This window comes from Phyllobacterium sp. (assembly GCF_037994425.1).
In the GTDB taxonomy this organism is placed as follows: Bacteria; Pseudomonadota; Alphaproteobacteria; order Rhizobiales; family Rhizobiaceae; genus Phyllobacterium.
On record NZ_JBBNAM010000361.1, the window covers coordinates 25,648 to 40,257 of the forward strand.

The window sequence follows — 14,610 nt, forward strand, 5'->3', positions numbered from 1 at the left end:
AGGATCCAAGAACGGCGTATATTAGCCGGGTCTAACCCTGAACGACCTTTTGACGCTGTTCGCCGAGCCCTTCGATGCCGAGTGCGATGACGTCGCCAGCCTTTAGGAACACATTCGGCTTCTGGCCAAGGCCGACGCCGGGGGGCGTTCCGGTCGAAATGATATCGCCTGGATGCAGGCTCATGAATTGCGACAGGTACGACACCAGATATTTGACGCCGTAGACCATTGTCGCCGAGGAGCCATCCTGGTAGCGGTGCCCGTTCACATCCAGCCACATCTTGAGGTTCTGCGGATCTTCGATCTCATCCTTGGTCACCAGCCACGGACCGGTCGGGCCAAACGTGTCGCAGCTCTTGCCCTTGGTCCATTGGCCCTGCCGTTCCGCCTGGAAGGCACGCTCGGAGACGTCGTTGATCAGGCAGTAGCCAGCGACATGATCGAGTGCTTCGTCCTCGCTTACATATTTTGCATGCTTGCCGATCACGACGCCGAGTTCGACCTCCCAGTCGGTCTTTTCGGAGCCGCGCGGGACTTCGACATCATCGTTGGGTCCAACGATCGCGGAGGTGGCTTTCATGAAGATGATCGGCTCCGGTGGCACCTTGGCTCCGGTCTCCGCCGCGTGATCGGAATAGTTGAGGCCAATGCAGATGAATTTCCCCGTGCCGGCAATGCACGGTCCATAGCGGTCGACTTCGACGAGCGGCAACGACGAAGCATCGATGGCGGCAATCTTCCTGAGCCCTTCCGGCGAGATCGCATCGCCGGCGATGTCCTCGACGTGAGCAGACAGATCGCGAACCTTGCCGTCCTTGTCGACAAGCCCCGGCTTTTCACGGCCCACAGGGCCATAGCGCAACAGTTTCATAAGCTTAACCTTTTCCTTGCTGGAGGCGTCAATAGGTGGCGCGGCCACCCGAAATATCGAATACGGCGCCAGTCGTGAACGAGCACTCCTCACTCGCGATCCAGGTGATCAGCGAGGCGAGTTCCTCGACTTGGCCGAAGCGCTGCATCGGAATCTTCGAGAGCATGTAATCGATAAAACTTGGCTGCAGCTGCTTCAGTATCGGCGTGTCGACCGTTGCCGGCGTGATCGCATTGACCGTGATGCCGTCCTGGACCAGTTCCTTGCCGAGCGATTTGGTAAGACCGATCACCGCAGCCTTTGAAGCACTATAGGCCGAAGCGTTGGGATTGCCTTCCTTGCCTGCAATCGAAGCGACATTGACGATGCGGCCATAGCCGTTCTTCTGCATGACCGGGACGACGAAGCGGTTGCAGTAGAACAACCCGTTCACATTGATGTCGAAGACGCGTTTCCACGCGTCGATCGGATAGTCGGCAACCTTGGCATTGGGACCGGTAATTCCGGCGGAGCACACCAGGACATCGATCTTGCCGAATGCCTCGGCGGTTGCCTTTGCTGCCTGCTCCACCTCCTCCGAAACGGAGACGTCGAGTCTGATACCATGCGCTGCGTCGCCAAGCGCCGCTCGAGCCGCTTCGATCTTCCCCGCATCGACATCCCAAAGGCTGACCGTACCGCCCTCTGAGACGATGCGCGTCGCCGTGGTGAAGCCAATGCCCGAAGCGCCGCCGGTGATGACCGCGTGCCGCCCCTCATAGCGCCTGATAACATTCGCCATGGTGTCCGTTTCCTCCTGAATGCTTAGTGGTTGTCGCGCGGCAATCCCTTTGTCTGGGCAATGCGCTGGTAGTTCACCGCTGGCTTGAGAACCATGCCTTCATCGAGTTGGCCGACCATGCCGCGCTGGATTTCCTGCCAGGGCGTCTGGCTCGCCGGATATTTATACCCGCCAGCTGCCTTGAGATCGTCCTTGCGCTTCTGCAATTCCTCGTCGTCGATGAGGATGTCAGCGGTGCCCTTTAAAAGATCGATGCGCAGGTGATCGCCGGATCGCACCAGCGCCAGCCCACCATTGACCGCCGCTTCCGGCGACGCATTGAGAATCGAAGGCGAGCCCGATGTTCCCGACTGGCGACCGTCACCAAGGCAGGGGAGGGAATGGATGCCCTTCTTCAAGAGATAGGCCGGCGGCTGCATGTTCACGACCTCGGCGGCACCCGGATAGCCGATCGGCCCGGTTCCGCGCATGATCAGGATGCTGTGCTCATTGAGCGCAAACTTCGGATCGTCGATGCGATGGTGGTAGTCCTCGGGACCGTCGAACACTTCGGCGATGCCCTCGAATGCTTCCGGATCGTCGGGATTGGATAGATAGCGCTCGCGGAACTCTTCCGAGATCACGCTGGTCTTCATGATGGCGCTGTCGAAGAGATTACCCTTGAGATTGATGAACCCGGCCTTCTTCTTGAGCGGTGCTTCGAAGGGCTTGATCACGTCGGTATTCAGGTTCTCGGCATTTTCGCAGTTGTCGCCGATACTCTTGCCGTTGACGGTCAGAGCGCCGGGATGCGGCAGCTTGCCGGCCTTCAACAGTTCTGCGACGACCGCCGGGACGCCGCCCGCCCTGTGGTAGTCCTCGCCGAGATACTCGCCGGCCGGCTGCAGGTTGACAAGCAGCGGAACGTCATGGCCGATCGCCTGCCAGTCGTCATTGTCGAGCGGCACTTCGAGGTGGCGGGCAATCGCGTTGAGATGGATCGGTGCATTGGTGGAGCCGCCGATCGCCGAGTTGATGACGATGGCATTTTCGAAGGCCTGCCGCGTCATGATATCGGACGGCTTCAGGTCCTCGCGCACCATGTCGACGATGCGTTTCCCAGTGTCGTAGGCGATCTGGCCGCGCTCGCGATAGGGGGCGGGAATCGCAGCGCAACCCGGCAACTCCATGCCGAGTGCTTCGGCAAGCGAGTTCATGGTCGTTGCCGTGCCCATTGTGTTGCAATAGCCGACGGAAGGGGCTGACGACGCAACGATATCCATGAACTCGTTGTAGTCGATCTCGCCTTCGGCGAGTTTCTGGCGCGATTTCCACACGATGGTGCCGGAACCTGTGCGTTCGCCGCGATGCCAGCCATTGAGCATCGGGCCGACGGAAAGAGCGATCGCCGGAATATTGACCGTCGCCGCACCCATCAGCATGGCAGGAGTCGTCTTGTCGCAGCCGATGGTCAAAACGACACCGTCGAGCGGATAGCCGAACAACACTTCGACAAGACCGAGATAAGCGAGATTGCGGTCGAGAGCAGCGCCGGGTCGCTTGCCGGTCTCCTGGATCGGATGCACCGGAAATTCGAAGGGAATGCCGCCGGCCGCTATGATGCCGTCGCGCACACGCTTCGCAAGTTCGATGTGATGGCGGTTGCACGGAGAAAGATCGGATCCGGTCTGGGCGATGCCGATGATCGGCTTGCCGGACTGCAGTTCCTCGCGTGTGAGGCCATAGTTGAGATAGCGTTCGAGATAGAGCGCGGTCATCCCCGGATTGTCGGGATTATCCCACCATTCCTGCGAACGGAGCTTTTTCGAGGTGTTGGACGTCGTCATTTTGAAAGAACTCCTGGTGAGTTACTCCTTGACCGCACCGGTCATGGAGGAAACGTAATAGTCAACGAAGAACGAGTAGAGAATGACCACGGGCAGCGACCCGAACAGTGCGCCCGCCATCAGGGATCCCCACTCGAAGACATCGCCTCGAACCAGCTCCGTCAGGACTCCGACTGGGACAGTCTTGTTTTCCGAGGATTGGATGAAGGTGAGTGCATAGATGAACTCATTCCACGACAATGTGAAGGCGAAAATGCCTGCCGAGATCATCCCCGGCACCGCCAGCGGCAATATGACCCTGACGAGGATCTGCCAGCGCGACGCGCCGTCTACGAGGGCGCTCTCCTCGAGCTCGAAGGGAATCGAGCGGAAGTAGCCCATGAGCAGCCAGGTGCAGAACGGAATGAGAAATGTCGGATAAGTGAAGATCAGTGCCCAGCGTGTATCGTAGATGCCGAACTTGAAGACGATCACGGCCAAGGGAATAAACAGGATCGAAGGCGGCACCAGATAGGCGAGGAAGATCATCAGGCCGACCGAGCGCGATCCGGAAAACCGCACGCGTTCGATGGCATAGGCGGCAAAGACCGACGCCGCGAGGGAAAGGAAAGTGGCGCATACGGAGACAACAACGGTGTTCCACAGCCACCCCGGATAGGAGGTCTCGAAAAGCAGATACTTGATGTGGTCGAGCGTCGGACCGACGACCCAGAACGGGCTGAAATTGCTGTAGTCGGTAAGCTGCGAATTCGGCTTCACCGACGTGATCGCCATCCAGTAGAACGGGAACAGCAGCACGAAGACGAAGATCGCGAGGGGCAGATAAAGAACCACGATGCGGCGCGGCAGGCGGTTGAGATAGCTCATTCCCTGCGCATCATCGGTAAGTGGCTGGGTGTTACTCTGTTCGGTAATGCTCATGATACTGTCCTCCTCACCGCGCTCAATCCTGTCCGCCCTGCTGCCACTTGCGGCGCTGGAGGCCGAAGAAGCTGAACAGGATCGAAGCAAGCAGGAAGGGGATCATGGCGACGGCGATTGCCGCGCCCTCACCGAGCTGGCCGCCCGGAATACCGCGCTGGAACGACAGCGTCGCCATAAGATGGGTGGCGTTGACCGGCCCGCCTTTGGTGAGAACGTAGATCAGCTGGAAGTCGGTGAAGGTAAACAGCACCGAGAAGGTCATCACCACCGCGATGATCGGCGTCAGCATGGGCAGCGTGATGAAGCGGAAACGCTGCCAGGGCGTCGCCCCATCGAGGGAAGCTGCCTCATGCAGCGATTGCGGGATCGTCTGCAGACCGGCAAGAAGGGAGATGGCAACGAAAGGAATGCCGCGCCAGACATTGGCGGCGATCACGGAAGCGCGCGCATTGTTGGGCTCGCCAAGGAAGTTGATGGGGCTGTCGATCCAGCCGAGCTGCATCAGCGACCAGGATATGATCGAGAACTGGGCGTCGAAGATCCACCAGAAGGCAAGCGCGGAAAGAACAGTCGGAACGACCCATGGTAGAAGGATGATCGCGCGGAAAAACGACTTGAAGGGCAGGTTCTCATTGAGAATGAGCGCGAGCCATAGGCCAAGGATGAATTTCAGGATCGATGCGATCAGCGTGTAGAATACGGTATTGCTCACGGCCATCCAGAAAACCGAGTCGCTAGCCAGCGCCTGATAGTTTTCGAGCCCGATGAAAACGCCGTCCCGTCCGATCTTCGCGTCAGTGAATCCGAGCCAGACACCGAGGCCGAGCGGATAGGTGAGGAAGCACAGAAGAAAGGCCGCAGCAGGCAGCATGAAAAGTGCGCCGATCGCGGTATTGCTGCGCGCGAAGGTGCCGAAGGCGGATTCTTGCTTTGCGGTTTGAATCATTGTCATCGGATGTCTCCGGTTTCCTCGTCAGCGCTGGAGGATCTTCCGCCGCGCTGGCGGCGGAAGATCGCTTGTGTTGCCTAGAGATTGTAGTAGCGGTTGGCACGCTTCTCAGCCTGGGCGATGGCGTCTTCCGGTGACATTTGCCCCGTAACCGCCGTCGCATACATGTCGACCAGCACGTAGTCGGCCATCACGCCGGCCGAAGCCGTCCCGAGCGGGCCTGCATAGCCGTTGGGCCGCAGCGTCTCGGATGCCTTGGCATAGGCGGCATGGATCGGGTTGGACGTCCACACCGGATTTGCGGCGAATTCCTTCAGCGGCTGGCAGCAATAGGCGCTGGCGCCAGTAATCCAGGCGTTCATATTGTCGGCCTGGTACATGAACTGCAGGTAGGCTTTCGCTGCTTCCGGATACTTGGTGTGCTTGAAGATCGAGATCGTCGAGGTCTGGTGCAGTTCGACCGATTGACCGACCGGACCGATCGGCAGGTTGACCGAGCGCATGTCGTCGGCGATCGCCTTCATCGCCGGGTCCTTGATCGCAGCATAATAGACCGAGACACCGTTGGCGGTCAGAGAGACCTGACCGGCGAGGAATGCGCGGTTGTTGTTGACGTCCTGCCAGCTTTCCGTGCCCGGAATGAAGGTTTTGTAGAGTTCCTGGGCATATTTGACCGAGGCGAGCGTTTCGGGGCTGTTGATGACCACCTTGCCGCTCTCGTCGACCATCTTGCCGCCATGACTCCATAGCAGCCAATGAGCGTAGTTGTTGCCGTCGCCTACAGCCTTGCCATGCGGGAAGCCAGCAGGCGTGCCCTTGGCATGCATCGCCTTGCAGAGCTCGAGGAAGCCTGCGGTATCCTTCGGAAATTCACTGAAGCCCGCGGCCTTCATGTGGCTGTCGCGGTAGACGACAGCGTTGCCGATGGCGCAGAGCGGCAGGGCGATGAACTTTCCTTCGCGCTTGGCATAGCCTTCGAGGCCCGGGTACCAGCCGCCATGCGCCTTGCCGAGATATTCGCCGAGTTCCGTCACATCGACGAGCTTGTCAGGATATTGCTGCGGATCATCGAACCAGCTCATGACCATGTCAGGCCCCGATCCGACATTGGCGGCAACGGCAGCTTTCGGACGGACGTCCTCCCAGCTTTCCTTGTCGATCCGCACCTGGACGCCCGTGGCTTCGGTGAACTTCTTGGTGTTTTCGAGCCATGCGGCCTCTTCAGCCGGAACGAACGGCACCCAGCGCAGCAGACGCAGCGTTGCGCCTTCCTCAGGCTTGTAGGCCGGAGCCGACTGGGCGAAGGCCGGGGTGAGGCCAAAGCGGTTCAGCCCGGCCGCCGCGACGAGCCCTGCAGACGCGCCGAGAAGATGTCTTCTATTGATGGTCATTGATTCTCCTCCATGGTTTAAGTCCTTTCCAGGAACGCTCCCACGTTCCGGGCAAACTGCATTCGGGGACATTCTGCACGACGCCTGCTGCCCCGACCGGCAGGCGGCCGCTTGTCAAACCAGGCGCTTGCCAGTCTCCGCGTCGAACAGGTACGTGGCTTCCGCATGGATGGAGAGCCCGACGGACTCGCCGGGGCGCGCGCTGATACGCTGATGGAAAACGCCGGTAATGTCGTCGCCGCCGACGCGCATGATCATTTGCGTCTCCGAGCCCGTCGGCTCTATGACGACGACTTCCGCCGGGATCCCTCCCTCGGCAATCGTCATGTGTTCAGGGCGCAGCCCATAGATCAACGCACGTCCCTTGGCGCTGTCAGGCGCCTTGGCAACTGGCAGGATGATGCCCTTGTCGGTGATGAATTTCGCATTGTCTTGCGGATCGAGCTTGCCTTTGAGCATGTTCATCGCAGGGGAACCGATAAAGCTTGCGACAAAAAGATTAGCCGGCTGATCATAGAGTTCAAGCGGTGCGCCAATTTGTTCGACTAGGCCGTCATGCATCACCACGATCTTGTCGGCCATGGTCATGGCCTCGATCTGATCGTGCGTCACGTATACGGTTGTGGTCTTCAGGCGCTGGTGCAGTTCCTTGATCTCCGCCCGCATCGCTACGCGAAGCTTGGCGTCGAGGTTCGAAAGGGGCTCGTCGAAAAGGAAGACCTGCGGGTCGCGTACGATGGCGCGGCCCATGGCGACACGTTGGCGCTGACCACCCGAAAGCTGGCGAGGAAAGCGATCGAGCAGGTGCGAGAGGCCGAGGATTTCTGCCGCGGGTTTCACGCGCTTGTCGATCTCGGACTTGGGCGCGCCCTTGAGCTTGAGCGAAAACGCCATGTTGTCAGCAACAGTCATATGCGGATAGAGCGCATAGTTCTGGAAAACCATGGCGATGTCGCGTTCTTTCGGGGCGAGGCCGTTCACGACCTGGCCGCCGATACGGATCTCACCAGCGGAGATGTTTTCGAGGCCCGCCAGCATGCGCAGAAGCGTGGACTTGCCGCAGCCGGAGGGGCCGACCAGAATAACGAATTCGCCATCGGCAATCTCGATATCGACGCCCTTGATAACAGGATGCGTCCCGAATGATTTACGTATATTGGCGAATTCAACCGATGCCATGCGTTCTCCTCCCACATTGTCCGTGAGGCGGCGATGCTCCCGATCGCTGCCGTCGATGTTTTTACTAGCCGCGTCCGACGAGCGGCATCTTTGTCGCCATGATGGTCATTGTCAGCACATTCGCCTCGAGCGGCAGGCTCGCCATGTGAACCACGGCGTCGCCGATATGATAGGCGGGGATTGTCGGCTCGCTCGCCGTCTCGCCATTGGCCTGAAGTATGCCGGTGGCTATTTTCGACGTCATTTCGGTACCGGCATTGCCGATATCGATCTGACCGCAGGCGATGTCGAACGGGCGGCCATCAAGCGCGGTTGATTTGGTAAGACCTGTCACGGCGTGTTTGGTTGCGGTATAAGGTGCGGAATAGGGCCGCGGTGTCTGCGCCGAGATCGAGCCATTATTGATAATGCGCCCACCGCGCGGTGTCTGTGCCTTCATCAGTTTAATGGCCTGTTGCGTGCATAGATATACGCCGGTCAGGTTCGCGCCGACAATGGCGTTCCAATGATCGAAGCTGAGTTCTTCCATCGGAATGTTTGGGACGTTCACGCCAGCATTGTTGACGAGAAGATCGAGCCGCCCGAATTCCGATTTGATCGCATCGAACAGCGCCGCAACAGACTGCGGATCGCTGACATCTGCCGCGATCGCCCTGACCTTGCCACCGGTCTCGGCGGTAAGCAGCTTTGCCGCATCGTCAAGCACGTCCTTGCGCCGCCCCGATATCACGACCGTATAGCCCGCGCCGAGCAGCGCCGCGGAAATGGCCCGGCCAACGCCGGTGCCGCCGCCGGTTACGAGCGCGATTTTGCCCTTTCCGGATTCCTGGTTGTAAGCCATGCTCTAAATCTTCCCGCCGAGTTCGTCGTCGATATGCGCCTTGATGATGTCATCGAAGGTGGCTTCGGCCTTGAAGCCCAAAGCCGTCGCCCGTCTCGTGTCGAAATCCGTCGCCCAGCCGGCTACGATCTTCTGGATAGTGGCATCCGGCTCGCGTCGGATCAACCTTACCGCTTTTTCGCCGGCTACGCGCTGCAAAGCCGCAATTTCTTCGCCGACCAGTGCGGAGAGGCCAGGCATCGATAGGTTGCGTCGCTCCCCGACCATTCCGAGATCGAGATTCGCAGCGTGCACGAAGAACCCGACGGCTGAACGTGGGCTCGCGAACCAGTGCCGTACGCTCTCGTCGACCGGCAATACGGCCTCTTCGCCGACCAACGGTTCGCGCAGGATGTTGGAGAAGAAGCCCGACGCTGCCTTGTTGGGTTTGCCTGGACGGATACAAATGGTCGGCAGACGAATACCTATGCCGTCGAAGAAGCCGCGGCGGCTATAGTCGGAGAGAAGAAGTTCGCAGATCGCCTTCTGCGTGCCGTAGCTCGTCAGGGGTGTCGTGAAAAATTCGTCGCCAATCTTCTCCGGGAAAGGCTGCCCAAAGACCGCGATAGAAGAGGCAAAGACGACGCGCGGCTTGTAAGGAGCCTTGATGCTTTCGAGCCGGATCGCTTCGAACAATTGGCGCGTACCGTCGAGATTGACTTTATAGCCCTTCTCGAAATCGGCCTCAGCTTCGCCCGAGACAATCGCTGCAAGATGAAAGATGAGATCGGGGCGGCTCGCGATCAGTGATTCGGCAATGCCGGGTTCTGAAAGGTCGGCGGCCCTCGATGTCGAAATGTCCGCAAGTGAGGCCGGGGCTTCTGGCCTGATAACGTCGACAAGAATGAGTTTTTCGATGTCCTTGCCAAGTACACCGGGTTCCGATGCGATCTTGTCGAGCAATTTGCGGCCAACCATTCCGGCTGCACCGATAACCAGTACGTGCATGGGCAAGAATCCTCCGAAGGGCCCCTCCCGGGCCCACAACATCTAACAATGACAGCGCTGTCATAAAGTTATGCACACTGACTAGCATTCATCAAGCGTTTTATGGTAGCGCTGTCATAAATAAATTTTGTCAGCCAAGCCGGATTGACACATGCCGCGCAAACGCAACGCTCACCGTAGCCCTGACATGCCGACATTGGCGGACGTCGCACGCCTTGCCGGCGTGAGCGAAATTACGGCTTCACGCGTGGTTCGCGATCAGGGACCGATTGCCGAGACGACCCGCAGGCGGGTCCTTGCTGCCATCGCCGAACTCGGCTACATCCCCAACCGTGCCGCCGGCAGCCTGGCTTCGGCCGGCTCGACCCTGATGAGCGTGTTGCTGCCTTCGCTCTCCAATATCGTCTTTCCGGATGTCCTGCGTGGGATCCATACGGCGTTGACCCACACGGCATTCCAACCGGTTATCGGGGTGACGGATTATGATCCGCTGATCGAGGAGCGGATACTCGTCTCTTTCCTGGCGTGGCAGCCCGCGGCGGTCATTCTGGCAGGCCTGCATCATACGCCTACCGCCCGCCGACACCTCGAGCACGGCAGGTTTCGCGTTGCTGAACTCATGGATATAGATGGCGACCCTGTGGATATTGCTGTCGGTATGTCACATCGGCAGGCTGGGTATGAAACCGGACGCCATCTCATCCAACGCGGCTATCGCCGCTTCGGCTATGCCGGACATAGCGTCGCCACGGACGATCGGGCCAGCGCTCGTTACGAGGGGCTTTGCACTTCCCTGCAAGAGGCCGGGTTATCCCTCGTTGCCGAGCATAGGCAGCCCGGCCCGAGTTCGACGAAAGCTGGTCGGGACTCTCTGGAAATTCTTATAGCCGCCGATCCGTCACTCGATGTCGTCGTCTTTCCCAACGACGACATGGCAATGGGCGGCATCTTCCACTGCATGCACAGTGGTATCGCGGTCAGGGAAAAGCTTGGCATCTTCGGCTTCAATGGCCTCGACATAGGGCAGGCTATGCCGATGCCGCTTTCAACCATACTCTCCAGACGTTTTCTCATCGGGCTGACAGCCGCAGAAAAACTGCTTGAAAGCCGTGTGAGGCCGCAGGAAAAGACGATTATCAACACCGGCTTCGACATTATCGAGGGCGCCACCGCCTAGCGGAAAGACGTCTTTTCGCTTTTCACTCGATTGACATGTGATCATTTTCGTTTTCGTATAACATCCGAGAAAACGAAAGTGAAAGTCGACACCCATGTTCCTCTCCCCCCGACACGCCGAAATCATGGAAATGGCCAAGGAGCATGGGCGGGTCCTGGTCGATGATCTCGCCCTTCATTTCAACGTGACGCCCCAGACGATCCGCAAGGATCTCAACGACCTCTGCGACCAGCGCCTGCTTAACCGCATCCATGGTGGTGCTCTCTTTCCCTCGGGCATTCAGAATCTCGAATATGAATCGCGCCGGCTGATCGCTGCTGCTGAGAAGGAGGCGATCGGACATGCCGCCGCCGATCTCATACCGGACAATGCGTCGCTCTTCGTCAACATCGGCACCACGACGGAAGCGGTAGGGCAGGCGCTGCTTGATCGCAAAGGACTGATGGTCATAACGAATAACATCAATGTAGCCAATAGGTTACGCGTATACCCCGACATCGAGGTCGTCATCGCCGGCGGCGTTGTCCGTGGCTCGGATGGCGGTATCGTCGGCGAAGCGGCAGTCGATTTCATCCGCCAGTTCAAGGTGGATTTTGCTGTGATCGGCACCTCCGCCATCGACAGTGATGGAGCGCTCCTCGATTTCGACTTCCGCGAAGTGAAGGTGGCGCAGGCGATCATGGCCAATGCGCGCCATGTCATCCTCGTTTCCGATTCGACCAAATTCGAGCGCACGGCGCCGGTTCGGATCGGCCATCTTTCGCAGGTCCATACCTTCATCACCGACCGTTGCAAGAGCGAGGCGATCCGACGCATTTGCGCTGATGCCGATGTCCGCCTCATCGAAACATCGGGTTGAGCCGACCCCTTGTGCCCGTATGAGTTGCGCTGTATAGTTCATTTCAGTTTCGTATTGCTTTCGTAATGATGTTGTATATGCTTCGCAATCGCGAACATATGGTGCGTTGCGAAATCGGGGGTGAGGATTGCCGGGTTTGGCTGAAAAGATCTACGACATCTTCGTGATCGGCGGTGGCATCAACGGATGCGGCATCGCCCGTGATGCCGTCGGCCGCGGCTTTTCGGTGTTCCTCGCCGAGATGAATGATCTTGCGAGCGGCACGTCATCCGGATCGACCAAGCTCATCCATGGCGGGCTGCGCTATCTTGAATATTATGAATTCCGGCTGGTGCGCGAATCGCTGATGGAACGCGAGGTGCTCTGGTCCAACGCACCGCACATCATCTGGCCGATGCGCTTTGTGCTGCCGCATCATGCGGGCCTGCGCCCCGCCTGGCTGCTGCGGCTCGGCCTTTTCCTTTACGACCACATTGGCGGGCGCAAGAAGTTGCCAGCGACCCGCACGCTCGACATGACCCGCGACCCGGCCGCCAAGCCGCTGAAGTCGCTCTATACGCGTGCGTTCGAATATTCGGACTGCTGGGTCAACGATGCGCGTTTTGTTGCACTCAATGCTCGCGACGCCGCGGATCGCGGTGCGGTTATCCGCACCCGCAATCGGGTCGTGAGCGCCCGCCGCGACGCCGATACCTGGACGTTGACACTGAAGGATGGGTTGACCGGCGAGACGGAAGAGGTGCGCTCACGCCTCGTCGTCAATGCAGCGGGCCCCTGGGTCGACGACGTGCTGACAGGTGTTGTGGGTGCCAACAATGCGCACAACGTTCGTCTGGTTCAGGGCAGCCATATCGTCGTTCGCAAGAAATTCGACGATCCGCGCGCCTATTTCTTCCAGAACACTGATGGACGCATAATCTTCGCCATTCCCTACGAGCAGGATTTCACCCTCATCGGCACCACCGATCAGGATTACCATGGCAATCCAGCCGAGGTGAAAATCAGCGACGCCGAGATCGATTATCTCTGCGCTGCGGCGAGCGAATATTTCGTCGAACCCGTCAAGCGTGAGGATGTCGTCTGGACCTATTCCGGCGTGCGCCCGCTCTATGATGACGGGGCTTCGAAGGCGCAGGAGGCGACGCGCGACTATGTGCTCAAAGCCGATGCTACCGAGGGCCGGGCGCCGCTTCTCAACATCTTCGGCGGCAAGATCACGACCTACCGACGGCTGTCGGAACATATGCTGGAAAAGATCGAAGCGCTTCTGGGCAAGCGCGGCCAGCCTTGGACCGCTGCTGCCAAGCTTCCGGGCGGCGATTTTGCCGCTACCACCTTCGATGCCGAGCTGCAGAAATTGAAAACGGACTATCCCTTTCTCGATGCCGCGCATGCACGGCGCCTGTTCCGTCTCTACGGTACCAAGGCGCGCACATTGCTCGGCAAGGCAGCGTCGATCGAGGATCTCGGCAGGCATTTCGGTTCCGACCTCTATGAGGCCGAGGTCCGCTACCAAATCGCGCATGAATGGGCGGTGACGGCACAGGACGTCTTGTGGCGACGCACCAAGAAAGGCCTGCATCTGACGGCCGACGAGGCCGCCGCGCTCGACCGCTTCATGGAGGATGCGGTGGATCGCCGGCGCAGGCTTGCGGCCGAATAGGCTGAAACGAAATCGGGCGATGGGACGGAGGGTCCGCATCGCCAGGGAGTGGCATACGCCGCTCGAGGGAGGACTAGGAATGCTCGAATTGCGCAATGTATCCAAAGTGGTGGGTGGCAAGCCCCATCTCAGCGAGATTTCGCTGACTTTGGAACATGCCACGCTGAACGTCCTGCTCGGGCCCACGCTTTCGGGTAAGACGAGTCTGATGCGCATCATGGCTGGCCTTGATGTCCCGACATCAGGCTCGATCTGGTTCGACGGCAAGGATGTGACAGGCATACCGGTGCAGAAGCGTTCCGTCGCCATGGTCTATCAGCAGTTCATCAACTATCCGGCCTTCACGGTTTACGAGAATATCGCCTCGCCGATGCGTGTCGCCGGCGCCGACAGCAAAACGATCGATCGCGAGGTTCGCAAGGCCGCCGAGCTCTTGAAGCTCACGCCATATCTCGATCGCACGCCGCTCAGCCTTTCGGGCGGCCAGCAGCAGCGCACGGCGCTTGCGCGTGCTATTGTCAAGAACGCCAAGCTCGTGTTGCTTGACGAACCACTTGCCAATCTCGACTACAAGCTGCGCGAGGAATTGCGCCAGGAACTGCCGAAGATTTTCGCCGAGTCGGGCACGATTTTCGTCTACGCGACGACAGAGCCGCACGAGGCGCTGCTCCTCGGTGGCAATACGGCGACCCTGTCGGAAGGCCGCATTACGCAGTTCGGGCCGACGATCGAAGTCTTCCGCCGGCCCGACGATCTGATCACGGCGCAGACTTTCGCTGATCCGCCCCTAAATACGATAGCGCTGGCAAAGTTTGGCAAGGCATTTCAACTGGAGGGGGGCGTCGCATTGCCGGTCCCGCCGCATCTCGCCGATTTTGCCGACGGCACCTATACGATCGGCTTCCAGCCGCATCATGTCGAGACAACGCGCGCTCATCCCGATGAGATTGCGCTGAAAGCTACTGTCACGGCGACGGAAATAACTGGTTCTGAAAGCTTCGTTCACCTTTCCTTTGCCGATGCGCGCTGGACCATGTTGACGCATGGCATTCACATCTACGCGCCGGACGAACAGATCGACATCTTTATCGATCCACGCAACGTCATGATTTTTGACGCGGACGGCAATTCCGTCACCCGCGTTCAGAAACGCGCGGCATAG

General features: G+C 59.2%; 13 protein-coding genes. 4 read left to right on the forward strand and 9 right to left on the reverse strand.

Annotated features, from left to right (window positions below; all coding sequences use genetic code 11):
- Window positions 1-31: 31 nt before the first annotated feature.
- The 9 genes from AAAB35_RS23955 to denD form a co-directional block, all read right to left on the reverse strand.
- Window positions 32-871, reverse strand: a complete 840-nt coding sequence (locus AAAB35_RS23955) for a fumarylacetoacetate hydrolase family protein (RefSeq protein ID WP_340670802.1) — start codon at window positions 869-871, stop codon at window positions 32-34.
- A gap of 28 nt (window positions 872-899) precedes the next feature.
- A complete protein-coding gene (locus tag AAAB35_RS23960) occupies window positions 900-1,652 on the reverse strand; it encodes an SDR family NAD(P)-dependent oxidoreductase (protein WP_340670803.1) in 753 nt (250 codons plus the stop codon).
- A gap of 23 nt (window positions 1,653-1,675) precedes the next feature.
- On the reverse strand, window positions 1,676-3,478 hold the full coding sequence (locus AAAB35_RS23965) for an IlvD/Edd family dehydratase (RefSeq protein WP_340670804.1): 1,803 nt from the start codon (window positions 3,476-3,478) through the stop codon (window positions 1,676-1,678).
- 21 nt (window positions 3,479-3,499) lie between these two features.
- A complete protein-coding gene (locus tag AAAB35_RS23970) occupies window positions 3,500-4,399 on the reverse strand; it encodes a carbohydrate ABC transporter permease (protein WP_340670805.1) in 900 nt (299 codons plus the stop codon).
- Window positions 4,400-4,421: 22 nt separating this feature from the next.
- Entirely contained in the window at window positions 4,422-5,354 is a 933-nt protein-coding gene (locus AAAB35_RS23975; RefSeq protein WP_340670806.1) for a sugar ABC transporter permease, read from the reverse strand.
- A 74-nt stretch (window positions 5,355-5,428) separates the two neighbouring features.
- The gene (locus tag AAAB35_RS23980) at window positions 5,429-6,742 is read right to left on the reverse strand and encodes an extracellular solute-binding protein (RefSeq protein WP_340670807.1); all 1,314 of its coding nucleotides are present in this window, start codon (window positions 6,740-6,742) and stop codon (window positions 5,429-5,431) included.
- Window positions 6,743-6,856: 114 nt separating this feature from the next.
- Entirely contained in the window at window positions 6,857-7,921 is a 1,065-nt protein-coding gene (gene ugpC / locus AAAB35_RS23985; protein WP_340670808.1) for a sn-glycerol-3-phosphate ABC transporter ATP-binding protein UgpC, read from the reverse strand.
- A gap of 64 nt (window positions 7,922-7,985) precedes the next feature.
- Entirely contained in the window at window positions 7,986-8,762 is a 777-nt protein-coding gene (locus tag AAAB35_RS23990) for an SDR family oxidoreductase (RefSeq protein ID WP_340670809.1), read from the reverse strand.
- Between the two features lie 3 nt (window positions 8,763-8,765).
- Window positions 8,766-9,749 (reverse strand): D-erythronate dehydrogenase, encoded by a 984-nt coding sequence (denD, locus tag AAAB35_RS23995; protein WP_340670810.1) that lies wholly within the window; start codon window positions 9,747-9,749, stop codon window positions 8,766-8,768.
- Between the two features lie 151 nt (window positions 9,750-9,900).
- Here denD and AAAB35_RS24000 point away from each other — a divergent pair, with 151 nt between their 5' ends.
- The 4 genes from AAAB35_RS24000 to AAAB35_RS24015 all read left to right on the forward strand — a co-directional run bounded on the left by AAAB35_RS24000 (window position 9,901) and on the right by AAAB35_RS24015 (window position 14,610).
- Window positions 9,901-10,926 (forward strand): LacI family DNA-binding transcriptional regulator, encoded by a 1,026-nt coding sequence (locus tag AAAB35_RS24000; RefSeq protein WP_340670811.1) that lies wholly within the window; start codon window positions 9,901-9,903, stop codon window positions 10,924-10,926.
- Window positions 10,927-11,020: 94 nt separating this feature from the next.
- On the forward strand, window positions 11,021-11,785 hold the full coding sequence (locus AAAB35_RS24005; RefSeq protein ID WP_340670812.1) for a DeoR/GlpR family DNA-binding transcription regulator: 765 nt from the start codon (window positions 11,021-11,023) through the stop codon (window positions 11,783-11,785).
- A gap of 136 nt (window positions 11,786-11,921) precedes the next feature.
- On the forward strand, window positions 11,922-13,448 hold the full coding sequence (locus AAAB35_RS24010) for a glycerol-3-phosphate dehydrogenase (protein ID WP_340670813.1): 1,527 nt from the start codon (window positions 11,922-11,924) through the stop codon (window positions 13,446-13,448).
- Between the two features lie 79 nt (window positions 13,449-13,527).
- Complete coding sequence (locus tag AAAB35_RS24015) at window positions 13,528-14,610, forward strand: ABC transporter ATP-binding protein (protein WP_340670814.1); 1,083 nt, start codon at window positions 13,528-13,530, stop codon at window positions 14,608-14,610.